This window comes from Franconibacter daqui (genome assembly GCF_014644275.1).
Taxonomy (GTDB): Bacteria; Pseudomonadota; Gammaproteobacteria; order Enterobacterales; family Enterobacteriaceae; genus Franconibacter; species Franconibacter pulveris.
Genome location: NZ_BMKJ01000001.1, coordinates 919327 through 945302 on the forward strand (window position 1 = coordinate 919327; position 25976 = coordinate 945302).

The window sequence follows — 25976 nt, forward strand, 5'->3', positions numbered from 1 at the left end:
AATTCCGAAATGGTAAATTTATTCCGCCGGTAGCTCACCAGGTAAGAGTAACTGTCAACTGAGCAGGGGGTACGAGGTTCGAGTCCTCGCCGGCGGACCCCTTTAGCGACGCTTCGCCACGCAGGCAGACGCCCTTGCGCAGCAGCGTGCAAAAGAGAACGTTTTATCCGCTCCGTTGAATCGCCGCCATTTTTTCGCCAGTCCGCCATTCTTCTAGTAGGGTTAAAGCAGTATTTAAATGCGCAGGGGCGAGCGCCCCTCGTCTGCATAACCACTACCGGAGGGAAAGCATGACGCAACCATCTTCACCGTCAGCCGCTAATGAAGAACTGCAGTTGCTAGACCGTTACTGGCGTGCCGCCAATTATCTGTCCGTTGGGCAAATCTACCTGATGGATAACCCCCTGCTGCGCGAGCCGCTGCGTCCCGAGCACATCAAGCCCCGCCTGCTCGGCCACTGGGGTACTACGCCGGGGCTTAACTTTATCTATGCGCACCTCAACCGGGTCATTCGCCACCGCTCTCTTGATATGATTTACATCTGCGGACCCGGTCACGGCGGGCCGGGAATGGTGGCGAACACCTGGCTTGAAGGCAGTTATAGCGAGATCTACCCGCACATCAGCGAAGATGCCGCGGGCATGCAAAAGCTTTTTAAGCAATTCTCCTTTCCCGGCGGCATCCCAAGCCACGCAGCGCCGGAAACCCCGGGCTCCATTAATGAAGGCGGCGAATTAGGCTATTCGCTTTCGCACGCCTTTGGCGCGGTATTTGACTATCCGGATCTGATTGCCGCCTGTGTTATCGGCGACGGCGAAGCCGAGACCGGGCCGCTGGCTTCAGGCTGGCATGGCATTAAGTTCCTCAATGCCGCGCGCGACGGCGCGGTGCTGCCCATTTTGCACCTTAATGGTTACAAAATAGCCAATCCCACCCTGCTCGGACGCGCCAGCGACGACGACCTGCAACAACTCTTCAGCGGCTATGGTTACGAGCCGTTTTTTGTCAGCGGCAACGAGCCGGAAAAAATGCATCAGCAGATGGCGCAGACGCTGGACCAGGCGCTGGACAACATCCGCCGCTATCAGCAACAGGCGCGCAGCGGCGGCGAGGCGCAGGCTATCCCGCGCTGGCCGATGATCATTCTGCGCAGCCCTAAAGGCTGGACGGGACCGCAAACGGTCGATGGCAAAAAAGTGGAGGGTTTCTGGCGCGCGCATCAGGTGCCTGTCGCCTCCTGCCGGGAGAACGACGAACATCGCCAGATCCTGGAAACGTGGATGCGCAGCTATCATCCCGAAGATCTTTTTGACGAGCAGGGCAGGCTTAAGCCCGAGCTGCGGGCGCTGGCGCCGGAGGGCGATAAACGCATGGGCGCAACGCCCTATGCCAATGGCGGCAGGCTGCGGCGCGAGCTGCAAACCCCGGCTATCAGCGATTATGCCGTTGAGGTGACGACCCGGGGCGAGCCGCAGGTTCAGTCTACCGAAGTGCTGGGCAGTTACCTGCGCGATATCTTCACGCGCAACCAGGATAACTTCCGCCTCTTCGGCCCGGATGAAACTGCCTCCAACCGCCTCAGCAACGTGTTTGAAGTGACCAACCGCACCTGGCAGGAGCCGGTTGAGCCTTACGACGAGCAGCTGGCGCCGGATGGCCGCGTCATGGAAATTTTGAGCGAGCACCAGTGTCAGGGCTGGCTCGAAGGCTATCTGTTAACGGGCCGTCACGGCCTGTTTAACTGCTACGAAGCCTTTATCCATATTGTCGATTCGATGTTCAACCAGCACGCCAAATGGCTGAAGGTGACCCGCAAGCTGCCGTGGCGTGAGCCCGTCTCTTCCCTTAACTATCTGCTCTCCTCCCATGTCTGGCGACAGGACCATAACGGCTATAGCCATCAGGATCCGGGCTTTATGGATCATGTCGCGAATAAGAAAGCGGATATTGTGCGCATTTATCTGCCGCCCGACGCTAACACGCTGCTGTGGGTGGCGGACCACTGCCTGAAAACCTGGGACCGCATTAACGTCATCGTGGCCGGCAAGCAGCCTGAGCCGCAGTGGCTGACCATGGAAGAGGCGGTGAAGCACTGTGAAGTGGGGCTTGGCGTCTGGCCCTGGGCGGGCAATGAGCAGCAAGGCAAAGAGCCGGACGTGGTGATGGCCTGCGCAGGCGATGTGCCGACCATGGAGACGCTGGCCGCCGTCGATTTGCTGCGCCACTATCTGCCGGACCTGAGCGTACGGGTGGTTAACGTGGTGGATTTGATGGCGCTACAGACCCAGGAGCAGCATCCGCACGGCCTGAGTGAAGAAGCGTTTGATGCCATCTTTACCAAAGATAAACCGGTTATTTTCGCTTTTCACGGCTACCCGAGCCTTATCCACCGCCTGACTTACCTGCGTAATAACCATCGCAGCTTCCACGTTCGCGGTTTTATGGAGGAAGGCACGACCACCACGCCTTTCGATATGACCGTGATGAACGAGCTCGACCGCTTCCATCTGGCCCAGGCGGCAATTCTGCGCGTTGACAAATTACAGGGGCAGGCGGATGAGATCCTGGATGAGTTGCAGGAAAAGATAGCCGCTCACCATCGTTATGTTCGGGAATATGGCGAAGACTTGCCGGAGGTGCGCGGCTGGAAGTGGCCTTCGCAGCAGGGCGGCGGCGACGCGCCAGAATAACTGCGCAAGCCAGGCGATGCCTGGCTTTTTTACCAGGCCCCGTTAGCGGGCAAAACGAGCTTCTCAGCTACACTTATTTCTCCAACATGCCAGGAGGTTTATATGGTCGACAAAGATTCCAATACGCATCGTAAAGAGGAAGGCGAGGCGAGCAAAGGCTTGCCCGAGGCGGCGCCGAAGGGAGGCAACGCTTATGAGGAAGACGACACGCTAAGCCATGACGACCACCGCAAACCGCAGCGTACAGAGGACGAATAATCGGCAATAGCGACCGGCGCGGCGCGGCGACAATAGCTGCGCTTGCGTACGGTACGATGGCAAGCATCAAATTAAGTTATGGATGAGGCGGCGAGAAGAGGGGGATCGAACAAGCAGGCGGCCATAACGTTAAAGCCTCTCCCTGGAGGTTTTATCCAGGAAGAGGCTTTATACACTTTCTTTCCCTGAAAGGTAGCTATTTAGCGCACTTAGTCAGACTTACGTCCGCCGCCATGGCTATTCTGTCCACCTTTCTTACCTGCTTCAGAGGCTTTTTCGCGGTCATTAGCGAAGTTACCGCCGCTGTGCTGACCACCTTTTTTACCTGCTTCAGAAGCTTTCTGACGATCTTCTGCGAAGTTACCAGAACCACCACGATGTTCGGCCATATAAACCTCCAGATTTTCTTTTCTTCCAGGAAAGTAAAAGTAGCGTTAAATGCTACTGCATCGTTGCTACACGATTAAATATAGAAGCTGATTGCGCTTAGGGAAGTAAGAATAATCTGCATCGGCCATTATCTTGTTTTTCTTTTAAATACAAATAGATAGCCGTGATGGTGCAGGCTGTAGAATATATCTTTTTCGCGCTTAAAAACGACGTAAGAGGGCATGGGTTCATGAAAGACGTCAGATAACAAAAACTTATGAATTGACGGGAAGAAAGAAAAGAGAAGACAGCGGGACGGGAAAAGAAGCAGGGCCGCATGGCGGCCCTGAGAAATTATTTACGCGCCAACAGGTAACCCAATACGACACCTGCGGCGGCTGCAATGGCCAGGCCGCTTAACGGGTTAGACGTCACCTGATCGCGTACGGTGTCAGCCGCATCGCGCACGGCGTAGCTTGCCTGGTTTGCATACCGGCGCGCGGCGCCTTTTGCTTCATCATGATGGCTGTTGGTTGCGCGCCCGTAAGCTTCCTGGGCCAGACCTGAAACTTCTTTCAATTTATCGTCGGCTTTACCAAACATCTTTCCCTCCTGAAACGTTACTCGGTAAGTTTTAAGTGTAGCAGAGGGACAGACGCAGCCAGGGAAACCAGGATTTATGAACCTTTTTAGATGGCTGGAACAGGAGTCGATCCTGCTCACGTCCCGGTGCTTGTACGCAGTTCTATACTGCCGATAAAAAGAACCTGCGCTAACGGAGGTAAGTATGGAAGAAGGATTTTACTGGGTGCTTTACGCCGGGACCAAGCTGATTGCCTGGTACGCTGATGAAGAAACGCTGGATTATTTGACCGGGGAGCGCATCAGGGGCGTCTGGCATTTTATGGGCGCTTCCGATTTTATTGCCACCCGTCAGGAAGCCACCGTGTTGAGCGGCCCGCTGATGCCGCCAGCAGACAGGTAAGCCAGCCGGTTGCTCCCGCATTGTCGCTACCGCTTAATGCTGAGTCTAAAAATGGCCGCGATACGATAATATTATTTGGCAAAAAGCGGCATTAAGCAGCATTTTATTAAAGTTATGCTCTATATTACGCACTTATCGCGAACCTCTGAGCAGCAACATCAGTACAATTAAGCATTTACTTAATTGCGAATAGTTATGGCATTTGTTTTAAAAAATATTCTCGCGTTTTTCGCCTCTGCTTTTCTTGTCGTTATCACCCTCAGCGCGTTGTATATCGATATCGCCTGGTTACAGGATGGGATTAAAGAAATGTCCGCCACTGAAATTGTGCAGGAACTCATGCTGGCGGCTACGGTGATGCTGTTTCTCCGTTATGGATCCCGCCCAGGTGAAATCAGACAAGGCGCCGTGCTGATCGCCGGTTTTTTTGGCTGTATGCTGATTCGCGAAATGGATTTTCTCTTTGACCAAATCCGGCACGGCGCATGGGTTTGGTTCGCGCTTCTCACCGCGCTTCTGAGCATCGGTTACTGCGCCAGGAAGCCTGTTGATACGGTGCGCCAGCTGGCTCGCTTTATGCGCCATCCCGCCTACGGCATGATGTTTTCCGGCTTGCTCTGCATTCTGGTTTTTTCCCGTCTTTTCGGCATGCATTTTCTCTGGCAGCAGCTGATGCAGGAAGGGTATGACCGGTTGGTCAAAAATATGGTGGAAGAAGGCGTGGAATTTTTCGGCTATGCGCTTTGTCTCTCTTCCACCTGTTGGTATTTTTTTGCAGGCGCGTGGGCGAGAGGAAAATTTGCCGACGCGCCATCAGGCGCCGTTATGCAATATCAATACGATCGCCACGCGTCGTCGGGTGGGAAATAACCACAAACTCCACTGCATGTTGGCTGAGATTTTGCGCCTGATGCTTTGCCTGCGGCGGAATTTCAATGCCCTGATGCGCGCTAAGGGTATGAAGTTCCCCCTCCAGCTCCATGGTTAACTCACCGCTCAGCACCAGAAAAAATTGCCGCGACTGGCAATGATAATGACGAACCTCTTTTGTCACGGGCGGCATACGCTCGTGAATAATGCTCATATCCGATCGTTTGAGCAGATGCCAGCCGTCGCATTGTTCTCCCCAGTGATAATGCTCCGCCGTTGCTTTAGAAATCATCTTTCGCTCGCCATCTTAAAAAATGTGACGTTACGCTTTTCGCGCAGGGGTGTCCAGCAAGCGGGCATTACAAGAAATGGCGGGTTGCAAAAAACGAAACCGCCCAAAGGCGATTTTCATTCGATGTATCGCAATAACCCGTTTTTTACGCATGCTCGGATTTATCGGGGCCGCAAAGCATAATGGGTTCGCCCTCTGCAAGGCGTTGCTGAAAATAACGCTTCATCGTTTTGCTAATCCCGGCGCCGCACCACATAAAATGATGTTCATAGCGACGGGTCGCGACAGCAGGCATGGCCGCCGGCTGAGGCGATATTTCGACACGGAAGCCGAGCCCCGTCAGTCGGATGGCTTCCAGCCAGATTTCGTTTTCATCGTTGACGCTTACGGCCTCCAGAAAAAGCGGGGCCGCTTTTTGTCTGCCAATTGCCTGTATGTCGCGCAGCGCCTGCTGCATAACAGCACGATGAAACAAGGCTTTTCTTAACGCGCTGCCGGGAGAATGCTCTTCATGCAGCAGAACGTTGAGTGGTTTCAACAAATAATTTACGCAATCCTCGCTGCTGTAATCACGCATCATTCGCCGTAAATATTTATCCAGCGCGACATCATCAGCAAAGCTGAGCAGCATCAGCAACTCTTCCTGCCGATAACTCCAGCCGCTGTGGTGATAACGGCGAGGGGCATAAATCAGATTATAAATTTCGCGTAAGGTATCGCCGCGAGAAGTCAGGACAAGGATATGGTTGATTCTGATGTACTGGCTCCAGCTATATCCGCGCTTAAGATCTTCAGCGCGCGTGATTAAACCTGCACGCTTCCAGTTTTTAAGCGTAGTCGGCAATACGCCTGTCATGGCGCATACCGTTTCGGTATTAAGATATTTCATAGAGACCTTAGTCAGGAGGAATACAGGAAGTATTCCAGAACTCTTAGTCTGGCTGAATTTGAACCAATTTAACAGGCTAAAAGCCGGTTAATTTGCGTTAGGTTGTTATTTGCCGTGTCGCACATGCAATTTTGCGAGCGTAATCTCTTAATTACCCACCTTAAATATTCTGCAACCGGTTTCGGATAAATTTGTCAGGAAAAGTCAGTGTTTTTTACGGCTATGCGCTAAGGCGGATTGCGTTTTATTAGACCTTTTATTCAGACGAAAGTGCGATTTACCGTTGTGCCTTAAATTACTCCAGGTGATTATTTGTCCCTGTTATTAATAAGGGTAGAACCAGCGCGGCCCCATTCCTTTTTAACGGTAACGCTTTAGCGCAATCTTTCAGGCGGCAGATTAAAAAAAAGCCCGCACAGATAACGAGGCGGGCCAGAAATACTGGAAGCAATGTGAGCAATGTCGTATCGAATACCTGAGTGAAACACTCAACTACTCGATACGCAAAATATAATCATTCTCATTTTCGTTGTAAACCTTTTTATGCCCCTGAATGTGTTGTGCCTTAACAGGACCCGGTTAAAACCCACGGCCGCGCGAGTGACGGCGAGCGCCTGCATCCGATAGCTCACGCCCTTATATTTCGTAGGTGAATAGTCAACCAGCCTGCGGTTTAATGAGCGTTTTACGTTTTGTTCAGGCACAGGGAATGACAAATAAGATGACAGAGGACGCGCTGCGCCAGAAATACCCTCACGCTTTCTGGTGGTCGTTTGGCGACTCCGCCACCATGGCCGATGAGCTGGCAGCACTGGTAATCTCCGGTAAGAAAAAGGCGACCTGCTGCTCGCTGGCTGCCTTTGAGCAGGAGCAACTTCGTCCGTGGGTGGGAAGCTATCACATTGTGCTCAATGGCGCGCGGCAGCCGGCATGCGTAATTCGTACGGTCGCTATGCAGCTTATCCGCTTTTGCGATGTTACGGCTGAGCTGGCGCAACAGGAAGGCGAGGGCGATTTAAGCCTGCGTTACTGGCAGGATGCGCACCGGGCGTTCTTTGAGCGTGAAGGGACGTTTGCGCCTGCCATGGAGTTGGTTTTTGAAAGGTTTGCGCTTATCGAGACGCTGTAAGTTAATGCCCAGGGTAGTCAGACTGCGGGAGAAAACGATGCTGGAAAACTATTACGGCGAACGAGCCACTGATGAGCAAAGAAAACGGCTGCTGGCTGTCGCGGCGGCGCTGGAGATCGCTAAATCTTCGGTGGGCGCGGGAAACGGCATCTCCGGCGCGCGAACCGAATATGATTTGCAGTCGGTCGCCACAGAGATAGCGACGCTTGCAGATGCCATTCAGGCGGCGCTTGAAAAGGCGTAACGCCTGGCCAACAACAGCGAAAAAAAACCCGGCCAGGCCGGGAGAATACACGGGGTCTTTTTTGTTTGTCTCTGGAGTATAGCGCCCGGGTGAGGATTGTCTGCCCACCATAAATGGCAGGCTGCCGTTACCACCAGCCGAGTCCTACGCCCGCCCAGGCGATAGCCGCCACCACAATCAAAATCAGCGTTGTCTTTCTCATTCTTATGCTTCCTTGTTCTGTTTACCCAAAGGAGGCGCTTTTATGCCATTAAAGAACAAACCCCTGCAACCCGTAAGGGCAGGAATAGCCTTGCCGCGCACGTTTTTCGCCGCGCGATAAACAAATCAGCAGGGGAAACAGCAATTGCAGGAAGCGAATCAACAGAGGCAAACAGCAAAGGCGGGAGCAAAGCGAGGCCCGCCCTGGATTATCAGCGAAGAGAAGCCGAAGCGCGCAGATTACTCGCTCACCAGCCACATATCCGCTTCCTCGAACATCTCTTCCAGCATGCGGTTGAGCTTTTCGCGGTCATTTTTGCTGGCGTCGGAGTTCAGGCCGTTAGTCTGCATCGGCTTTACGCGCACGTCTGCGTCAGGAAATATGCGGTGAACGCGGCGGGTCAGCTCGTTCAGGATAATCTCCTGGGCGCCGGGCAGACCGGCAACGTTACGTTTGTCATAGACAAGTTCAACAAACATTAAGGGAACCTCTGGTACTGGGTTTATATACAGCGGGAATGCACTATAAACGCGCGCATCGCAAAGGTAAAGATGGGAATGCAACCTCTTTTTTAAAGCGCGCGCCGTCGCCTGTTTTATCATTTCTTACTCTGCGCTTCGCCCTGGCGGCTATAAATAGAGAGAACGCTAATGACTTGTCGTAAGGAGCGGTACCGATGAATATTGCTTGTCTGGGATGGGGATCGCTTATCTGGAAGCCGGGCCCGCTGCCGGTGGCGGGAGCGTGGCGGCAGGACGGGCCGCTGTTGCCGGTGGAGTTCTCGCGCATGAGCGACGGCGGCGAACTGGCTACCGCTATCTGCCTGAATGCGCCGCAGGTACAGGTTTTTTGGGCGCAGCTTGCGTTGAATTCTCAGGAGGAGGCGATTCTCGCGCTGCGAGAAAGGGAGGCCATTCCGCCAGAGCGAAAAGATGGCACCGGTCTGCTGCTCATTCATCACGAAGGCGCAGGTGAGCTTGCCAGCTGGGCGCGCGAGCGCAATATCGATGCGCTTATCTGGACGGCGCTGCCGCCGCGGGTGGGGCACAACGAAGGGCAAATCCCGACGGCGGAACAGGCTGTCGCGTATCTTGATAGCCTGCAGGGCGAAGTGCGGGAGCACGCCCGCGCCTATGTCGAGCAGGTTCCGGCGCAGCTTGAAACGCCATACCGGCGCGTCATCCGTGAGCGGCTGGGCTGGGATAAAGCCTGAAAGCTCAACGTTGCTTTCCGCTGCTTGCCAAAAAAATGCCCCGCAGGGTGCGCGGGGCAACGTTAACTCAGTAAATTTGAGAATGGCGTCCTGTGGTTCAACGACAGAACCCGTTGAGCGTAAAACAGCCACCCTCTGCAAAAATGGAGAAATAGTGAATTTTGTCGCCGGGCGTGAAAAAAATGCGGCCTGCGGCGCACGCATTATTTACAAGAGCCTTTAGGAATGTTCTGATCGTCGCGTTCTTTTTCTGTTCTTGTGAGTGAAGCAATGTTCCAGTTAAAACCGGGCTCGCTTGCCATGATTATTGGCGCGCGCACCGCCGCCGGGCGGGTGAATATCGGTAAATCCGTTGAGCTTTTTGCGCTGTGCCAGCCTGGCGAGCGCTTTATCAATCCCGTAAACGGCGTAACAACCCAGATGCCGCAACAGGGCGGGCGGGCGCTGTGGCTGGTGACCGGCGACGTGGTGGCGTTTGACCGGCAGCACGGCTTTGCCTTTGTGCGCGCCGAACATTTGATGCCGCTGGAGGGCGATTTTTCCCCGGCGAAAGAAGAGACGCTTTCCCTCAGCTAAGGCCGAGCAGCGTATCCAGCGCCGGCATTCGCGCGTTCTGCCACCAGAGGTAGGCGCGATACCATTCGCTCTGGCTGTCGGAAACCAGCTGCTCCACGCTCCAGCTGCGGTTCAGCACCGCATGCAGACTGACGCAGGAGCGCACCATGCCATACAGCAGCCAGCCGGCGCCCAGCCCTACGCTCAGCAGCGCGAGCGACGGCGTCAGCATGCGCGACTGCACCAGCAACATCGCCATAATGCCCACCTGAAGCGCGAGCCGTACGCTCAACGCGCTGGCGAAAAACTGCCTTGCACGGTCGGGGCTGAAAAAACAGGGATTAGTCAGGCTGCGGCGAAACCGCGCCTGGCGGGAGCCGTCCTGCGCGCTCTGGCTGCCCAGATATTCAAGCGGGATCAGCACCAGTCCCGATTCGGTGAGCTGGTGCAGGCGTATCGAGACCGCCAGCGGAAAAATCAATCCCATCGCCAGCAGGAAAAACAGCCCCGCTGAGACGCCATTCTGCAATAAATTCAGGCAGACAAGTCCGCCCAGCACCACCAGTCCGGTTTGCCACCAACGCGCCGCCATCTCTTTCTCCTCCATCGAACCTTTCTCAGTATGGCAGCGCCAACACGGCGTGAGGCTAATTCTTTTGTCGCAGCGACTAAGCCAGTTCGCGTAAAAAATCTGCCAGCACCCGGGCGTGATTTTGCGTTGTGTCCCGCGCGCTATAAAGCAATGTCAGCCTCTGCTTGCGGGCGAGGGCGGCAAGCCGCCGGGCCGCCTCTGGCGAAGCCTCAAGTTCGCGGCGATACGCTTCGCGGAAAGCGGCGAAATCAATGGCTTCGGCGTGAAACGCCTTGCGCAGTTCGGCTGAAGGGGCGATCGTTTTGCACCATTCATCGCACTTCAGCGCCGCTTTCTTTACGCCGCGCGGCCAGAGCCGGTCTACCAGCACGCGGTAGCCGTCCTGCGGGTCCGGCGCTTCATACACTCGCTTTGTTACGATCATTTACCTTTTCTCCGCTGCGCCTCCTGCCTGCGCGAAAGCGTGTCGAGAACAACGGGTTTATCGAGACTGTCATAGCGGACACAAAACCCCATCAGGCAGGCGCTTACCAGAATGTGACTTTTCATCACGCCATGTTACTCCCCGCCATCGTCAGGGCACAAACGGCAATCTGCCTGATAAGCCTGCTATTTTTTGGTGTTGTTAGCTTGCGCGCAGATCTGTATGCTGAGGTTCCTTATGTTGTGCATCACCGATCTCTGCATAAGGAACTCCTCATGGAAAGCTCTCCCCTGAAATCCACCCTGCGTATCGCTCTGGTTGGCGACTATAACCCCGACGTGCTGGCGCATCAGGCTATCCCGCTGGCGATAGACGACGCCGCCGCGGTGCTGGAGGTGAACGCCGACTACGACTGGCTCGCCACGCCGGATATCGCAAGCACGGAAGACTTGGTTGGCTATGACGCCATCTGGGTAGTGCCAGCAAGCCCTTATAAGAACGAAGAGGGGGCTTTTCACGCTATCCGCTACGCCCGCGAAAACAGCGTGCCGCTTCTTGGCACCTGCGGCGGTTTTCAGCACGCCATTATCGAGTACGCTCGTAACGTCATGGGCTGGGACGACGCCGCGCATGGGGAAACGCACAGCGAAGGGCGGCTGGTGATCGCGCCGCTGACCTGCGCGCTGGTGGAAAAAAGCGACACTATTGAGCTTCGCCCCAATACGCTCATCGCGAAAGCTTACGGCAGACTGGAAATTGAAGAGGGCTACCACTGTAACTACGGCATTGCGCCGCTGTTTGCCGGGGCGCTCGAACAACAGCCGCTGAAGGTCACCGGCTGGGACAGCGAAGGGGAGATTCGCGCAGTTGAGCTGGTGACGCACCCGTTCTTCGTCGCCACGCTGTTTCAGCACGAACGCGCGGCACTGGCCGGGCGTCCCGCGCCGCTGGTGCAGGCCTTTTTACGCGCCGCCCAGCGTTAAGACGGTAAAGCCAGGGGCGCGCCCCTGGCCCGGTTAGCCGACGTGAATCTCTCTGTCGCGTCCGGCTAACGCGCCAAAGATCGCCATGATTATCGACAGCAGCGCGCAGAGGATAAGCGGCAGGCTCCAGCTTGCCAGTAAATCATGCAGTTTCCCCATGACTGGCGGGCCGCCCGCCGCCAGCAGATAGCCCACCGATTGCGCCATACCCGAAAGCGCCGCCGCCTGATGCGCTGAACTGGCGCGCAGGCCGATGAATGTCAGGCCCAGGATCATGGTCGCGCCGGAGCCAAACCCGAACAGCACAACCCACAGGCTGGCATGACCCGGCATTAACCACAGCCCCAGTGCGCTTACCGCGCAAAGCAGCGATACGCCAACGGCGAGGCCTCGCGGGTCTCGCAAACGCGAGAGGATAATCGGCACCGCGATACCGGGCGCCGCCGTCGCCAGCTGTAACACGCCGTGCAGCGAACCGGCCTGCGCCTCGCTGTAGCCCTGGCTTATCAGCATGCTGGGCAGCCACCCTATCACCACGTAATAAATAAGCGAGTTAAGGCCGAGAAAGAGCGTTACCTGCCAGGCGAGCGGCGAGCGCCAGAGCGCGCGCTGTTCACGCGGCGCCGGGCCGCGCACCGTCGAGGCGCTTTTTTGCCGCAGCTGCGGCAGCCACAGCAGCATCGCCAGTAGCGGAAAGACCATCAGCGCCAGTAACGCGCCGCGCCAGCCAAAACCGAGCGCGGCCACCGGCACCACCAGCGCCGAACCCAGTGCCGCCGCCGCGCCCATCGTCAGGGAGTAGGCGCCGGTGAGCCGCGCCACCTGGCCTGGAAAATCGCGCTTGATCATGCCCGGCAGCAGGACGTTGCCAATCGCAATGCCGCAGCCGATGACGGCGGTGCCAAGGAATAACCCGGCCGCGCCGCCCGTTGAGCGCAGCGCGATGCCGGCACAAATCAGCAGCATCGCGCCAAATAAACTGCGCTCCATGCCAAAGCGGCGCGCCAGGCCTGCCGCCAGCGGCGAAACCACGGCGAAGGCGAGCAGCGGCAGCGTGGTCAGCACGCCCGTGCTGGCGGTAGAGAGCGTAAACGTGTCGCGAATGGCGTCCAGCAGCGGCGCCGCGCCGGTAAACGTCACGCGAAGCGTGGTGGCGAGAGTCAAAATGCCCGCCAGTAAAAGCAGGGCGCGGGGACGGGCAAGCGTCGTGGAAGTCATCAGGCTTTCTCAGCAAAAAAACGAGATGCAGAGCATAGCGCTTCTTCGCCTGAATGGAATCAAGCTAAAATGCCAGATAATCGCTAAATTCGGACAAGCGCAATGGAACAGGGATTAGAACTTGAGGGGTATAACCCGGACCTCCACCACGACCCGGCGGTGGCGTTTCGCATACGCGTAGGAGAAAGCGAGCAAGAGATCCCCTTTCACCAGCACCGTAAAGGGCAGCTTATCCTGGCGCTGCACGGCGGCATCGCCTGCGAAGTGGAGCAGGGCGTCTGGATGGTGCCGCCGCAGTACGCGGTCTGGCTGCCGGGCGGCCTTGCCCACAGCAACCGGGCTACGGCGCAGGCCCGGCTCTGCTTTTTGTTTATCGAACCGGGCGCGGTTAAGCTGCCTGAAACCTGCTGCACTCTGAAAGTGTCCCCGCTGGTGCGCGAGCTTATCCTGACGCTTGCAGAGCGTCGTAAAACACAGAGCGATACCGGAGAGACCGCACGGCTGGTGCAGGTGCTGTTCGATGAGCTTCCCCGCCAGCCGGTTGAGCAACTCCAGTTGCCGGTTTCCCGACACCCTAAAATTCGCGTCATGGTCGAAGCGCTGGCGGCGCGGCCGGACGACCGGCGTACGCTTGCCGCATGGGCGGCGCAGTTCGCCATGAGCGAGCGTAATCTGGCCCGTCTGGTGGTGAAAGAGACCGGGTTAAACTTTCGCCGCTGGCGCCAGCAGCTACAGCTCATCGTCGCGCTGCGGTTGCTGATTAATGGTCAACAGGTCACTCAGGTGGCGCAGGCGTTGGGCTATGACTCCACCACTGCGTTTATCACTATGTTTAAAAAAGCGCTGGGCCAGACGCCGGGGCGTTATCTGCGCGACACGCAGGCGCTGTCCTCTTTTTCATAAAAAACGACTGCCAGCCGGGGAAGTTTTCTCCGTCTGGCAGTGGGTTATGCTGCTTTGCGCCATGCCATAAGCGTTTCCTTTTAAGCCGTTGCGCTTAATAACATTTGCGCATATCTATTGCCGATTAAGGAATTTCCAGGATACCGCGCGCTGTGGGAACGTAGAGAGGACGTAATAACTACAGGGATATCAAGGAAAACCTATGGCAGCCGTACTTAACACACAGAAAAAGATCGTGGCGCTGGCCCTGCTGGCGCTGGCGGGCTTCACCGGCGCAGCGCAGGCCGACCAGCTCGCCGAAATTAAAAAAGCGGGCGTGGTAAAAGTGGCGACCTTTGACGCCAACCCGCCGTTTGGCTCGATTGACCCCAAAACCCATAACATCGTTGGTTACGATGTCGATTTCGCGAACGCGCTGGCGAAAAGCCTCGGCGTGAAGCTGGAGCTGGTGGCAACCAACCCGGCGAACCGTATCCCGCTGCTGCAGTCCGGCAAGGCGGATCTCATCGTCGCGGATATCACCATTACCCCGGAACGGGCGCAGGTGGTCGATTTCTCTACGCCCTATTTTGTGACCGGTCAGCAGTTCCTGGTGCCGGCGCGGTCGCCCAATAAGCTTGATGCCTACAGCAAAGCGCGTATCGGCGCTGTGAAGGGAACCACGGGCGAGCAGGCGTTGCATCAGCGCTTCCCGCAGTCGCGCGTCCTCTCTTATGACGACATCCCGCTGGCGCTGACGGCGCTGCGCAACGGCAACGTGCAGGCCATCACCCAGGACAGCACCATTCTGGCGGGGCTGCTGGCGCAAGCGCCGGACAAGGCGCAGTTTAAAATCCTGCCGGATTTGCTCAGCAAAGAGGATATCGGCGTAGGGGTGAAAAAAGGCGAGCCGGCGCTGCTGAAAGCGGTGAATGACGAGCTGGTGAAGCTTGAACAGAGCGGCGAAGCGGCGAAGATTTACGATACCTGGTTCGGCCCTGCGACCAAAACGCCGCAACCGCGTAATTTCAAAATAGAAGCGAAGTAATATGGCGTTTTTTTCTCAGTCCGCGGCCCGAGCCGCGGATTTTTCGCATTTGCAGCAGGCAAGCGTTGAGTTTCGCGACGCGACTAAACGATACGGCGACAACCGGGTGCTGAACGGCATCAACCTCAGGGTTAATCCGGGCGAAGTGGTGGCGATACTTGGCCCTTCCGGCTCCGGCAAATCGACCCTCATCCGGCTGATTAATCAGCTTGAGCCGCTAAGCGAAGGGGAGATTTATATCGACGGCAAACCCACGCGCGGGCTGAGCGGACGGGCGCTGCGCGCGCTGCGAAGCCGCGTCGGCTTTGTTTTTCAGCAGTTCAACCTTTACGCGCATTTGACGGCGCTGGAGAACGTCACGCTGGCGCTGACCCATGTCCATGGCTGGAAGCCGCAGGCAGCGACAGCGAGAGCGCTTGGCCTGCTGGCGCAGGTAGGCTTGCAGGATAAAGCCGGCGAGTTGCCCGCACAGCTCTCCGGCGGACAGCAGCAGCGTGTGGCCATCGCGCGGGCGCTCGCCAGCGAGCCGCAAATTATTCTCTTCGACGAGCCGACCTCAGCGCTCGACCCGGAGATGATAGGCGAGGTGCTCTTTGTGATGAAAACGCTGGCCCACAGCGGCATCACCATGATTGTGGTAACGCACGAGATGCAGTTTGCGCGGGAAATCGCTGACCGGGTGGTGTTTATTGATGGCGGGGAGATCCTGGAGCAGGCGCCGCCGCAGCAGTTTTTCACCGCTCCCGCGCATCCTCGCGCGCAGCGCTTCCTGCAAAAAGTGCTCGACCCGCTGCACCTGGAGCGTAAGGACCTCGCATGAATCTGCACCTTGACTGGCATGGCGTGCTGAGCGGGCAACCGTTGCAGTGGCTTATTTCCGGTTTTCTTACCACCCTCTGGGTTACGCTTGCGGGCATGCTGCTCGCCACCCTGCTTACCGTGCTGTTGCTGGCGCTGCGGCTGGCTGGCGGGGCGGCAGGACGCGGGCTGGTGGCGGCATGGGTCTCGCTGTTTCGTAATACGCCGCTGCTGGTGCAACTGCTGTTCTGGTATTTCGCCGCCTGGAATTTTCTTCCGCAGGCGTTTCGCGGGGTGGTTAACGATGAGCATGCGTGGAGCATTTTGCCCGGCGATGTCTGGTGGTTTACGCCGGAGTTTCTCTGCACGGTCTGGGCGCTGGGGCTCTTTAGCGCGGCTTTTCTGGTAGAGGAGATCCGCGCGGGGCTTCAGGCCGTCGCAAAAGGGCAGGTTGAAGCGGCGCGCTCGCAGGGGTTTAGCGAACAGGCGATTTTTCGCTGGATTTTGCTGGCGCAGGGGCTGCGCAACGCCTGGCAGCCGGTGGTGGGGCAATACCTCAACCTGATGAAGCTCTCTTCGCTGGCAACCGGCATCGGCTTTGCCGAGCTCACTTACCAGGTGCGGCAGATTGAAAGCTACAACGCCCACGCGCTGGAGGCGTTCGCCATCGGCACGGCGCTCTACCTGCTGCTCGGGCTGGCGATGGGCTGGCTTTTTGCCTGGTTTGGCCCGTCAGGCGGCGAACGTAAGCAAGGGAGGGCGGCATAATGGAAAACATCACGGTAATCGCCGATAACCTGGACTACCTGCTGTGGGGCCGGATGGCGCAAGGGGAGCCGGGCGGTGTGCTGCTGACGCTGCTGATGACCCTCGGCGCGGCGCTATTGGCCTTTCCTGGCGGCATCGCGCTTGCCTGTCTGGCCTGGCGCTACGGCGGCGCGGTGCGGCGAGGTTTGTTCGTGTGGGCAGAGTTAATCCGCGGCATTCCGCTCATCTTCGTTATCTTCTGGCTCTGGTTTCTGCTGCCGATGCTGACGGGGGGAGAGATGCCGGGGGCGGTGACGGTAACGCTGGCGCTGGCCTGGTTTACTTCCGCTTCGGTGATGCATACCACGCTCGCCGGGCTGGAAGCCTTGCCGAAAGGCCAGCGCGAAGCGGCGCTGGCGGGCGGGTTCAGCAGCGGGCAGATGCTGCGGTTTGTTTTGCTGCCGCAGGGGCTGCGCAATGTATTGCCGTCGTATATCGGGCTGCTTATCGCGCTGCTGAAAGACACGTCGCTCGCCTTTATCGTCAACGTGCCGGAGCTCACCACCGTCGCCGGGCAGGTTAATAACCGCGTGCAGGTCTACCCGGCGGCGCTATTTATCTTTACCGGCGTGGTCTATTACCTGCTGTGCAGCGCGCTCGGCCTGCTGGTTTCACGACGCTTTTCGCGCCGATCACTGGCGACCAATCAGTAAAGAGACTAACCCCGCAGCGATAAGTGGCCCGACCGGCACCCCCCGGAACAGGGCCACGCCTAATACGGTGCCCACCAGCAGACCCGCGACAATGGTGGGCTGGCCGCTCATCAGCGTGATGCCGCGCCCGCCAAGCCAGGAGACAAAAATCCCCACCGCGATAGCCACCAGCGACTTCCAGTTCAGGAAAGCGTGAAACAGCGTGGAGGTGGGTAATGTGCCGCTGGCGATGGGGGCCAGCACGGCGACGGTGAGAATGATAATGCCCAGGGTGAGCCCCTGTTTTTCGATCCACGGAAACGCCTGCTGCAGCGGCGTCATGCGGATGACTATCAACACCAGAACGGAAATCGCAACCGTGGTGTTATGGCTGATAAAGCCGAGCGCCGCCAGCGCCAGCAAAATCAGCAGCGTGCTGTCAAACATACCAGCTCCTTGCTGAGCCTTTTTAAGAGAAACACAGAAAAGCCGCAGCGGGGGTTTTTATCGATTCGCGCTGCAGCGTTAAGGGATTAGCTGCGGCGAAATGCCACCAGCTCCGGGCGGGCGATACGCAGGTAGTCGGCGGTATCCATGACAATGGATTTTTCCAGCAGACCGGCGTTAAAAGCGATTTCATCAAACCGCTCGAAAATAAGCGGGTCGGCGACCAGCTTCAGGTTCGGGTGGAAGCTGAAGGGTGGAATGGCGCCAAAGACGCAGCCCGTTAGCGCATCCACCTCTGCCGGGCTTGCGAGGGAGGCTTTCAGCCCGCCGACATGTTGCGCCAGCAAGGTCAGGTCCGCCTGCTGGTCTGCTGCCAGAATCGCCAGCACGTGCTGCTTTACGCCGTTGCCCTTGATCTTGCATACCAGCGCCTTAGCGCCCTGGCCCAGGGCGGTGCCGCGAAGCAGAGAGACCGCTTCGCATTTGCCCATTGGCTCATGTTCCATTACCCGATAACGCGCTTCGTTATCTTTTAGCAACTCCACCAGTTGTTCATGCACCGCCACGCCTCTGTCTGTCATTATTTTTCCGTCCGTTGCTGACTGATTATTGTGCTGTTTACGATACGCAGCGCGCCTGAGGTTTGCAATATTCCCGTAACGGGCAAAAGAAAATACCTTCCAAAATAAAAGAGATGGCGAAATGAGCGTAAGAAAATGACCTGACACGTTTGGCTTACCTGAGCGAACTGTATTATCGTGGAATGGCTGGCGAAAATAACGCTTTTGCTATGGGCAAACATTATTTTTGCAGGCCGGGCATGCCATTCAAAACGGTAACGGAATAAATCAGGAGGGTTTCTCTCTTATTTATAGCAAGCGGCGCAGGACGGCAATAAAAAGGAGCGGCGGCGAGCGCTTTTATTTCACGCTTCAGCCTGACGGTTAATAAAGCTTTATTGACTTCATCGATGCGTCATCTGTCCAGGTAACAAAATCGGGTTTCCGGAGGTAGGATATGGCAGAACATCGTGGCGGTTCGGGCAACTTTGCCGAAGACCGCGAAAAAGCTTCTGAAGCGGGCCGCAAGGGCGGCCAGCGCAGCGGCGGCAACTTTAAAAACGACCCTGAGCGCGCTTCCGAAGCGGGCAAGAAAGGGGGGCAGCATAGCCACGATAAGGACCGTAAGTAAATCCTCAAGCGTGGGAAAACAACAGCAGCCTTTCAGGCTGCTGTTTTTATTTATCAGATATAAGAAATTGTTGCAGCGAGCTTTTATCGAGCGGCCGGGAATACCACCAACCCTGGCCGTAGCTTTGAGGGAAATGTGAACGTAAATAATTAACCTGTTCCGCTTCTTCGAGCCCCTCGAAGACAACTTTCTGCGGCATCGATTTAAGCAGCAAGATCAAATTGACCAGCAATGTTTTATTCAGCGAGTGGGTGGTAATAGAGTCGCTAAGGCTTTTATCTATTTTTATCTCATCCACGTCCAGTTGTGAGAGCCAGGAAATAGTCGAGTACCCTGTGCCAAAGTCATCCAGCGCGATAAGAAAACCCGCGCGTTTAAAGCGGGCGATAGCGCAGGACATATTCTCCAGATCCCCGCCCTGGCGTTCGGTTATTTCCAGAATTACCCGGCCAGGCGTTACGCCCTGCAGGCGGGCTTGTTCGCTAAGAAAATGCAGATAGTCATCGGCCAACAGGTCCATCAGGCTTATGTTGATACTTAACGTAAAAGGGTGGCGCTGCATTAGCTCGCGCATCTCGCTGAATGCCCTGGCGGTGACGTACTCGGTTATCTGGCGCATCAACCCGGTTTCTTCCGCCAGCGGGATAAACACCTCGGGCGATATCGCGCCCATATCGTCATCTTCCCAGCGCAGCAGCGCTTCCACGCCGCTCATCGTGCCGCTTTGTATTTCAAAAACCGGCTGGTACACCAGGCTTAGCCGACCTTGCGCCAGTGCGCGCTGTAACCTCGCGGAGAGTGACGTTTTCTTACTGCGCCAGAAATGCCAGCACAGTGAAATAAGGGTGCCGGTAAAGACCGACATAAACAGAATAAAGCCAATAATAATCGGCGACTCGTTAAAAAAACCGGCGGCATGGGAGCCTGCGATGGCGCAGAGATCATAATGCGGGCTGCAGCTTTTTTTGACGATGTAATTCCAGCGGCTTTGCCCGTTAAGCGCCTGGCTTAATTCATCTGCGCCCCTGCCGACGGAAAAATAGCGTTCAGTGCCCGTTTTATTCATGGTCAGCGCGCTGAATAACGCGGTGTCGGGGTCGCTTTCAAAGCGCGAAAAAGCGAAGGGGGAGAGAAAAACGATAAGCCCGTGACGGCGCAGCGCCGTGGCTTCAACGCCGTTCGCCACGGGCAAATGCAAAAACGTGGCGCCGGCAAGCTGTTTTGTCGGTTCCCCTTTCTGCATAAGTGGTAACGGTGGAGTGACCCGTCCCCATAAAACAGAACAAATGAGGCCCTGCTGATTCACCCGCCCCACATCTTTAATTAACTGGTAATTCCACAGCAGGGAACGCAGACGACTGAGATCGGCCTCGCTGCACGGCGGCGTATTGTCGTTACGGGCGTTCTGCTGCGCGATGCCCTGCGCCTGGCGCAACAGGTAAACGCTACGCTCAAGCACGGTCGTGCTGAACGCTTCCACTTTCGCTTCGCTAAGGCGCCATGCGATCGTCTGGGCGACGACCAGAATCAACGCCAGACTGGATAAAATGGCTAAAAGCGTAACCAGCATATGACTGAAGGTGAGATTAATCCGGCGAAGCATGAAGCATATCATCCTGAAGCGCAGCGTGATGGAGCCTGAAAAATTAGCACTATAACGAATGAAATGACCGGTGCAATTATTTATGCAGGTTATTGAACTAACATTAATTATCAGGGTGAACTTAACGCCAATTATTGCCATTTATTTAGCGATGCTTAAATAAGCCAGAGAGCAACGCTTAAATGGCTGATAAATAAAAGCCAGCGGGTTGGCGCTGGCTTTGGATGTTAATTATAGGCTTCGCTCGATTGTTTATGGAACAGTTCGCGGAATACCGGGTAAATATCTTCCTGGTCGCGAATATGCTGCATAGCGAAATTCTCGAACGTCGCCTGCAAATGTTCGTACTCGCGCCACAGAGTCTGATGCGCCCGGCGGGTAATCTCTATGTAGCTGTAATAACGCACCACCGGCAGGATTTTCTTCGCCAGAATTTCGTGACACAGCGGCGAATCGTCAGCCCAGTTATCGCCATCCGAAGCTTGCGCGGCGTAAATATTCCACTGCGCCGGATCGTAACGCTCCTTAACGACCTCATCCATTAACTTCAGGGCGCTGGAAACGATGGTGCCCCCCGTCTCCTGCGAGTAGAAGAACTCATGCTCATCCACCTCTTTCGCCTGGGTATGATGACGGATATAGACCACTTCGACGTTTTTATAGGTCCGGCTCAGGAAGAGATAGAGCAGGATATAAAAGCGCTTGGCCATGTCTTTGGTGGCCTGGTCCATCGAGCCGGAAACGTCCATCAGGCAGAACATGACCGCCTGGCTGGAAGGCTCCGGTCGTTTCTCATAGTTTTTGTAGCGTAAATCGAAGGTGTCGATAAACGGCACCCGCTCGATTTTCGCCCGTAGCTCGGCAATCTCTTTGCGCAGACGTTCCTCTTCCAGCAGTTGTGCGGGTTCGCTCTTCGCCACTTCATCCAGACTTTCTTCAAGCTCGCGCAGTTCGCGGCGCTTGCCTGCGGTCATCGCTGTGCGGCGCGCCAGCGAGTTTTGCAGCGAACGGACCACGCTGATGTTGGCCGGCACGCCGTTAGAGGTATACCCCGCGCGGTGGGTTTTGTACTCGTTAAGCTGTCGGTGTTGGTTTTTCTTCAGGTTAGGCAGGGCAAGGTCTTCGAACAGCAGATCGAGGTATTCATCTTTCGAAATCTGAAAGACAAACTCATCCTGGCCTTCGCCATCGGGGCTCGCCTGGCCCTGGCCGCTGCCTGAACCGCCGCCGCCGCCCTGCGGGCGTTCCACGCGGTCATTCTGCACAAAGTGGTCATTACCAGGATGAACGCGGTGGCGCAGGCCGCCGCGCCCCTGATGGAACATCGGTTCGCTGATATCTTCCGTAGGAATGGAGACGGACTCGCCGCTCTCCACGTCGGTTACCGAACGCTTGTTGATGGCCTCGGAAATCGACTGCTTGATTTGCGCTTTATAACGGCGCAAGAAGCGCTGGCGATTCACCATGCTCTTGTTTTTACCGTTAAGCCGCCGGTCAATAAAATAGGCCATATCTCCCCCAGACTGCATATATGCCAGCGCAGCAAAGCCGCAGGTCACGCCTGCGGCCTGTGTCGGACCGCTGTGGTTATGACGATTTACGTACGCGCAGATACCATTCGCACAGCAGGCGAACCTGCTTACGCGTATAGCCTTTCTCCATCATACGATCGACAAAATCGTCATGTTTTTTCTGCTCGTCGGTCGAGGTCTTAGCGTTAAATGAAATTACCGGCAGCAGCTCCTCGGTATTCGAGAACATTTTCTTCTCAATAACCGTGCGCAGCTTCTCGTAGCTGGTCCAGTTCGGATTGCGGCCGCTGTTATTCGCCCGGGCGCGCAGCACGAAGTTAACGATTTCGTTGCGGAAATCTTTCGGGTTGCTGATGCCCGCCGGTTTCTCAATTTTTTCCAGTTCCGCGTTCAGGGATTCACGGTCGAACAGCTGGCCGGTATCCGGGTCGCGATACTCCTGATCCTGGATCCAGAAATCCGCATAAGTGACATAACGATCGAAGATGTTCTGCCCGTATTCGGAATAGGATTCCAGATAGGCGGTCTGGATCTCTTTGCCGATGAACTCGGCATATTTCGGGATCAGATAGCCTTTTAAATATTCCAGGTAACGCTCCGCCAGCTCCTGCGGGAACTGCTCGCGCTCGATTTGCTGCTCCAGCACATAGAAGAGGTGGACCGGGTTGGCCGCCACTTCGGTATGGTCGAAGTTAAAGACGCGTGAGAGAATTTTAAAGGCGAAACGGGTCGAGAGGCCGTTCATCCCTTCATCCACACCCGCATAGTCGCGATACTCCTGGTAGGATTTCGCTTTCGGGTCGGTATCTTTCAGGCTCTCGCCGTCATAGACGCGCATTTTGGAATAGATGCTGGAGTTTTCCGGCTCTTTCAGGCGCGAAAGAATCGAGAAGCGGGCCAGCGTTTCCAGGGTGCCCGGCGCGCAAGGCGCGTGGGTCAGCTCGCTGTGGTTAAGCAGCTTTTCGTAAATTTTGATCTCTTCAGAGATGCGCAGGCAATAAGGCACCTTAACGATGTAAACGCGGTCAAGGAACGCCTCGTTGTTTTTGTTGTTACGGAACTGCACCCATTCCGATTCGTTGGAGTGCGCCAGGATAATGCCGTTAAACGGCAGGGCGGAGATCCCTTCGGTGCCGTTGTAGTTGCCTTCCTGCGTCGCGGTCAGCAGAGGGTGCAGCACCTTGATAGGCGCTTTAAACATCTCCACGAACTCCATAATGCCCTGGTTGGCGCGGCAGAGCGCGCCGGAGTAACCGTAGGCGTCCGGATCGTTCTGGGCGTGGTTTTCCAGTTTACGGATATCCACTTTCCCCACCAGCGCGGAGATATCCTGGTTGTTCTCATCGCCCGGTTCAGTTTTCGCAATCGCGATTTGCTCAAGGATGGAAGGCCAGACTTTTACCACGCGGAATTTCGTGATGTCGCCGCCAAACTCATGCAGCCGTTTCGCCGCCCAGGGCGACATGATAGTGCCGAGGTAACGACGCGGGATCGAATACTCTTTTTCCAGGATCTGCGCATCTTCCTGCGGGTTGAACAGGCACAGCGGATGATCGTTGACCGGGCTGCGTTCGCCGTTGGCGCTCAGCACATAAATCGGTACGCGCTGCATCAGCGCTTTCAGACGCTCCGCCAGCGACGACTTACCGCCGCCCACCGGGCCGAGCAGATAAAGGATCTGTTTCTTCTCTTCAAGCCCCTGAGCGGCATGTTTCAGGTATGAAACAATCTGCTCAATGGCGTCTTCCATGCCGTAAAACTCCTCAAACGCCGGGTAACGTGCAATCACCCGGTTCGAAAAGAGACGGGACAGCCGTGGTTCCTGGGCAGTATCCACCATCACTGGCTCACCTATGGCCATCAGTAGCCTTTCTGCCGCGTTGGCATAAGCACTGCGATCTTGCCGGCAAACGGTAAGAAACTCCTGCAGTGTGAACTCTTCGTCCTTGGCAGCCTCATAACGCTGGCGATAATGATCGAATATATTCATGGCATGCCGTCCTTTCGTTTTAGCACAGGTTTAAGAGCCGTTCATATGAATAGTGGAGGCTCCCGGAAGACGTATTCTGAGTACAGCAACCCTTATGCCAACTGATGCGTTTTTGCGCGTTGCGCTGTGCTACTGCGGTCAGGGTAATGCACCTTCTTAAGTTAAAGCGTAGATGGCATTTATAAAACTTGCCTGGCGCTTTACGCGATTTTCAAATACATATCAATAACTCATCCTTAGCATTTCATTATCAACTTAAGCGGCAAAGCGCTGATTCATCAACGAGTCATAAAACTGCAAGTCGTTTGTCACGATGTTTTGTAAACCTGCCAGGTTTAGCGTGATGTAAAGAGTGATGAAAAATTTTGGGATGAGGGGGTTGCGCGGTTACACTTCACTTCGCTGATTATTTGATGAAAGGACGTAATGGATTGTGAGCAAATTCAAATTTCTGGCATTAGGCGTCGCGATGGCGTCAATGAGCGCTGCGGCGCTGGCTGAAGGCCCGCTGTCAATTGGCGTAGGGGCGGGCTGGGCGGACACCCCCTACAAAGAGTATGACCAGAAAGTTGTGCCTATTCCGGTCATCAATTACGAAGGGGATAACTTCTGGGTTCGTGGCCTCGGCGCGGGCTATTACGTCTGGAACGACCAGACGGATAAGCTCTCCATCATGGCCTATTATCTTCCGTTCCAGTTCAAGCCGAAGGACAGCGATGACGAACAGCTTCGCCGTCTGGATAAACGCAAGTCCACCTTAATGGCGGGCCTTTCCTACACGCACTTCACGCAGTACGGTTTCCTGCGCACCTCTCTTGCAGGCGACACGCTGGATAACAATAACGGCATCCTCTGGGATATCGCCTGGCTTTATCGCTATACCAACGGCAACCTGACGCTGACGCCTGGCATCGGCGCGGAGTGGAACAGCGATAACATGAACGAGTACTACTTCGGCGTGAGCCGCAACGAGTCTCGCCGCAGCGGCCTTGACGATTACGATCCGGAAGATGGCTGGAACCCGTATGTTGAGTTGACCGCCAGCTATCGTATGTCGGACAACTGGACAGTTTACGGCTCCGGGCGCTATACCCGTCTTAGCGACGAGATCAAAGACAGCCCGATGGTGGATAAATCCTGGGCGGGTCTGTTATCAGCGGGTGTGACATACACCTTCTGATCCTGTGTAGTGCATATATTGCTTAATAACGGGGCGTTCGCGCCCCGTTTGCATTTCCGTGGTGCAATGTTTACAGGCAACGGTTACGGAGGATGTGATGGCGAAAAAAGAGGTTATCTTTCCTGAAGCGCTGGCGCTGCCCGCTATTGGCCAGGGAACCTGGTACATGGGGGAAAAGGCGAGCCAGCGCAAGAGCGAGGCGGATGCACTGCGCGCGGGCGTCGACCTCGGTTTAACGCTTATCGATACCGCTGAGATGTATGCCGAAGGCGGCGCTGAAAAAGTGGTGGGCGAGGCGATACGCGGGCTGCGCGACAACGTGTTTCTGGTTTCCAAAGTCTACCCGTGGAATGCGGGCGGAGCGAAAGCCATTGCCGCCTGCGAAGCGAGCCTGAAGCGACTCGGCACCGATTATCTCGATCTCTACCTGCTGCACTGGCGTGGCGATATCCCGCTGGAAGAGACGGTCGACGTCATGCAGACGCTGATGCAGCAGGGGAAAATCCGCCGCTGGGGCGTCTCTAATCTGGATTACGACGATATGCAGGCGCTCTGGCGCATCGGCGGTGGCAGCGAGTGCGTTACCGATCAGGTGCTGTACCATCTCGCCTCCCGCGGCATAGAACATGACCTGCTACCCTGGTGCCAGCAGCATCAGGTGCCGGTCATGGCTTACTGTCCGCTGGCGCAGGCGGGCAGGCTGCGCGAAGGGTTGATGCATGACCCGGTGGTAAATGATATTGCCCGCGAGCGCGGCATTTCGGTAGCGCAACTGCTGCTGGCGTGGGTTATCAGCCATCAGGGGGTAATGGCTATTCCTAAAGCGGGCAGCGTAATGCATGTGAAAGAAAACGCGGCCGCGCTGGAGATAAGCTTAAGCGACGACGAACTGGCCCGGCTGGATAACGCATTTCCGGCGCCAAAAGGAAAAACGCGGCTGGATGTGGTGTAAG

General features: G+C 56.1%; 30 protein-coding genes and 1 tRNA gene. 18 read left to right on the forward strand and 13 right to left on the reverse strand.

Going from position 1 to position 25976, the window contains the following annotated elements; translation table 11 throughout:
* The first annotated feature begins 23 nt into the window (after positions 1-23).
* The 3 genes from IEX01_RS04450 to IEX01_RS04460 all read left to right on the forward strand — a co-directional run bounded on the left by IEX01_RS04450 (position 24) and on the right by IEX01_RS04460 (position 2948).
* Positions 24-97: transfer RNA gene (locus IEX01_RS04450), tRNA-Ser, on the forward strand.
* A gap of 193 nt (positions 98-290) precedes the next feature.
* Positions 291-2690 (forward strand): phosphoketolase family protein, encoded by a 2400-nt coding sequence (locus IEX01_RS04455; RefSeq protein WP_188723322.1) that lies wholly within the window; start codon positions 291-293, stop codon positions 2688-2690.
* A 102-nt stretch (positions 2691-2792) separates the two neighbouring features.
* Positions 2793-2948 carry a hypothetical protein gene (locus IEX01_RS04460; protein ID WP_167541496.1) on the forward strand — a complete coding sequence of 52 codons (156 nt, stop codon included), beginning with the start codon at positions 2793-2795 and terminating at the stop codon, positions 2946-2948.
* A 209-nt stretch (positions 2949-3157) separates the two neighbouring features.
* Here the strand turns inward: IEX01_RS04460 and IEX01_RS04465 are convergent, their stop codons facing one another.
* Together IEX01_RS04465 and IEX01_RS04470 are read right to left on the reverse strand one after the other, a co-directional pair.
* Positions 3158-3337 carry a con-10 family general stress protein gene (locus IEX01_RS04465; RefSeq protein ID WP_024558012.1) on the reverse strand — a complete coding sequence of 60 codons (180 nt, stop codon included), beginning with the start codon at positions 3335-3337 and terminating at the stop codon, positions 3158-3160.
* Positions 3338-3671: 334 nt separating this feature from the next.
* Positions 3672-3920, reverse strand: coding sequence for a glycine zipper domain-containing protein (locus IEX01_RS04470; protein WP_024558013.1), 249 nt, complete (start codon positions 3918-3920; stop codon positions 3672-3674).
* Between the two features lie 184 nt (positions 3921-4104).
* Between IEX01_RS04470 and IEX01_RS04475 the strand changes: the two genes are divergently transcribed.
* A complete protein-coding gene (locus tag IEX01_RS04475; protein WP_024559586.1) occupies positions 4105-4302 on the forward strand; it encodes a hypothetical protein in 198 nt (65 codons plus the stop codon).
* Positions 4303-4497: 195 nt separating this feature from the next.
* Positions 4498-5172, forward strand: coding sequence for a hypothetical protein (locus IEX01_RS04480; protein ID WP_071788486.1), 675 nt, complete (start codon positions 4498-4500; stop codon positions 5170-5172).
* Here the strand turns inward: IEX01_RS04480 and IEX01_RS04485 are convergent.
* Both IEX01_RS04485 and IEX01_RS04490 read right to left on the reverse strand, forming a co-directional pair.
* Positions 5126-5464 (reverse strand): cupin domain-containing protein, encoded by a 339-nt coding sequence (locus IEX01_RS04485; RefSeq protein WP_024558016.1) that lies wholly within the window; start codon positions 5462-5464, stop codon positions 5126-5128. The two genes, IEX01_RS04480 and IEX01_RS04485, sit on opposite strands and share 47 nt — an antisense overlap.
* Positions 5465-5609: 145 nt before the next feature.
* Positions 5610-6095, reverse strand: a complete 486-nt coding sequence (locus IEX01_RS04490; RefSeq protein ID WP_373289679.1) for a hypothetical protein — start codon at positions 6093-6095, stop codon at positions 5610-5612.
* A gap of 967 nt (positions 6096-7062) precedes the next feature.
* Here IEX01_RS04490 and IEX01_RS04495 point away from each other — a divergent pair.
* Positions 7063-7482: an ASCH domain-containing protein gene (locus IEX01_RS04495; protein ID WP_373289651.1), complete on the forward strand. Its 420-nt coding sequence runs from the start codon at positions 7063-7065 to the stop codon at positions 7480-7482.
* 37 nt (positions 7483-7519) lie between these two features.
* Positions 7520-7726: a hypothetical protein gene (locus IEX01_RS04500; RefSeq protein WP_024558019.1), complete on the forward strand. Its 207-nt coding sequence runs from the start codon at positions 7520-7522 to the stop codon at positions 7724-7726.
* Positions 7727-8167: 441 nt separating this feature from the next.
* On the opposite strand, the gene IEX01_RS04505 is transcribed toward IEX01_RS04500, so the two are convergent.
* A complete protein-coding gene (locus IEX01_RS04505) occupies positions 8168-8407 on the reverse strand; it encodes a DinI family protein (protein ID WP_024551786.1) in 240 nt (79 codons plus the stop codon).
* Between the two features lie 197 nt (positions 8408-8604).
* On the opposite strand from IEX01_RS04505, the gene IEX01_RS04510 reads away from it, so the two are divergent.
* Positions 8605-9141: a hypothetical protein gene (locus IEX01_RS04510; RefSeq protein ID WP_188723324.1), complete on the forward strand. Its 537-nt coding sequence runs from the start codon at positions 8605-8607 to the stop codon at positions 9139-9141.
* Positions 9142-9411: 270 nt separating this feature from the next.
* Positions 9412-9717 (forward strand): hypothetical protein, encoded by a 306-nt coding sequence (locus IEX01_RS04515; protein ID WP_024558021.1) that lies wholly within the window; start codon positions 9412-9414, stop codon positions 9715-9717.
* On the opposite strand, the gene IEX01_RS04520 is transcribed toward IEX01_RS04515, so the two are convergent.
* Complete coding sequence (locus IEX01_RS04520; RefSeq protein WP_125454254.1) at positions 9710-10288, reverse strand: hypothetical protein; 579 nt, start codon at positions 10286-10288, stop codon at positions 9710-9712. The two genes, IEX01_RS04515 and IEX01_RS04520, sit on opposite strands and share 8 nt — an antisense overlap.
* Before the next feature lie 76 nt (positions 10289-10364).
* The gene (locus tag IEX01_RS04525; protein WP_188723325.1) at positions 10365-10712 is read right to left on the reverse strand and encodes a DUF488 domain-containing protein; all 348 of its coding nucleotides are present in this window, start codon (positions 10710-10712) and stop codon (positions 10365-10367) included.
* 275 nt (positions 10713-10987) lie between these two features.
* Here IEX01_RS04525 and IEX01_RS04530 point away from each other — a divergent pair, with 275 nt between their 5' ends.
* Entirely contained in the window at positions 10988-11695 is a 708-nt protein-coding gene (locus IEX01_RS04530) for a CTP synthase C-terminal region-related (seleno)protein (RefSeq protein ID WP_188723326.1), read from the forward strand.
* Positions 11696-11728: 33 nt separating this feature from the next.
* Here the strand turns inward: IEX01_RS04530 and IEX01_RS04535 are convergent, their stop codons facing one another.
* The gene (locus IEX01_RS04535; RefSeq protein ID WP_024558025.1) at positions 11729-12913 is read right to left on the reverse strand and encodes a CynX/NimT family MFS transporter; all 1185 of its coding nucleotides are present in this window, start codon (positions 12911-12913) and stop codon (positions 11729-11731) included.
* 102 nt (positions 12914-13015) lie between these two features.
* Between IEX01_RS04535 and IEX01_RS04540 the strand changes: the two genes are divergently transcribed.
* The 5 genes from IEX01_RS04540 (at position 13016) to IEX01_RS04560 (ending at position 17101) form a co-directional block, all read left to right on the forward strand.
* The gene (locus IEX01_RS04540; protein ID WP_024559593.1) at positions 13016-13816 is read left to right on the forward strand and encodes an AraC family transcriptional regulator; all 801 of its coding nucleotides are present in this window, start codon (positions 13016-13018) and stop codon (positions 13814-13816) included.
* 202 nt (positions 13817-14018) lie between these two features.
* Positions 14019-14843, forward strand: coding sequence for an ABC transporter substrate-binding protein (locus IEX01_RS04545; protein WP_188723327.1), 825 nt, complete (start codon positions 14019-14021; stop codon positions 14841-14843).
* A 1-nt stretch (position 14844) separates the two neighbouring features.
* Positions 14845-15663: an amino acid ABC transporter ATP-binding protein gene (locus tag IEX01_RS04550; protein WP_188723328.1), complete on the forward strand. Its 819-nt coding sequence runs from the start codon at positions 14845-14847 to the stop codon at positions 15661-15663.
* Positions 15660-16409, forward strand: a complete 750-nt coding sequence (locus IEX01_RS04555) for an amino acid ABC transporter permease (protein WP_188723329.1) — start codon at positions 15660-15662, stop codon at positions 16407-16409. Before IEX01_RS04550 ends, IEX01_RS04555 begins: the two co-directional genes overlap by 4 nt.
* Positions 16409-17101, forward strand: a complete 693-nt coding sequence (locus IEX01_RS04560) for an amino acid ABC transporter permease (protein WP_373289653.1) — start codon at positions 16409-16411, stop codon at positions 17099-17101. Before IEX01_RS04555 ends, IEX01_RS04560 begins: the two co-directional genes overlap by 1 nt.
* On the opposite strand, the gene IEX01_RS04565 is transcribed toward IEX01_RS04560, so the two are convergent.
* A complete protein-coding gene (locus IEX01_RS04565) occupies positions 17081-17527 on the reverse strand; it encodes a DUF441 domain-containing protein (protein WP_188723330.1) in 447 nt (148 codons plus the stop codon). The genes IEX01_RS04560 and IEX01_RS04565 overlap by 21 nt on opposite strands.
* Positions 17528-17613: 86 nt before the next feature.
* Entirely contained in the window at positions 17614-18108 is a 495-nt protein-coding gene (locus IEX01_RS04570; RefSeq protein WP_024558032.1) for a YbaK/prolyl-tRNA synthetase associated domain-containing protein, read from the reverse strand.
* Positions 18109-18544: 436 nt separating this feature from the next.
* On the opposite strand from IEX01_RS04570, the gene IEX01_RS04575 reads away from it, so the two are divergent.
* Positions 18545-18718 carry a con-10 family general stress protein gene (locus IEX01_RS04575; protein ID WP_024551796.1) on the forward strand — a complete coding sequence of 58 codons (174 nt, stop codon included), beginning with the start codon at positions 18545-18547 and terminating at the stop codon, positions 18716-18718.
* Positions 18719-18764: 46 nt separating this feature from the next.
* Here the strand turns inward: IEX01_RS04575 and IEX01_RS04580 are convergent, their stop codons facing one another.
* The 3 genes from IEX01_RS04580 to yeaG form a co-directional block, all read right to left on the reverse strand.
* Positions 18765-20321 (reverse strand): EAL domain-containing protein, encoded by a 1557-nt coding sequence (locus tag IEX01_RS04580; RefSeq protein WP_188723331.1) that lies wholly within the window; start codon positions 20319-20321, stop codon positions 18765-18767.
* Positions 20322-20548: 227 nt separating this feature from the next.
* Positions 20549-21850 (reverse strand): YeaH/YhbH family protein, encoded by a 1302-nt coding sequence (locus IEX01_RS04585; protein WP_071788488.1) that lies wholly within the window; start codon positions 21848-21850, stop codon positions 20549-20551.
* A gap of 58 nt (positions 21851-21908) precedes the next feature.
* Entirely contained in the window at positions 21909-23843 is a 1935-nt protein-coding gene (gene yeaG / locus IEX01_RS04590; protein ID WP_024558034.1) for a protein kinase YeaG, read from the reverse strand.
* 433 nt (positions 23844-24276) lie between these two features.
* Here yeaG and IEX01_RS04595 point away from each other — a divergent pair, with 433 nt between their 5' ends.
* Positions 24277-25023, forward strand: coding sequence for a MipA/OmpV family protein (locus tag IEX01_RS04595; protein WP_024558035.1), 747 nt, complete (start codon positions 24277-24279; stop codon positions 25021-25023).
* 97 nt (positions 25024-25120) lie between these two features.
* Complete coding sequence (locus tag IEX01_RS04600; protein WP_188723332.1) at positions 25121-25975, forward strand: aldo/keto reductase; 855 nt, start codon at positions 25121-25123, stop codon at positions 25973-25975.
* The last annotated feature ends 1 nt before the right edge of the window (position 25976 follow it).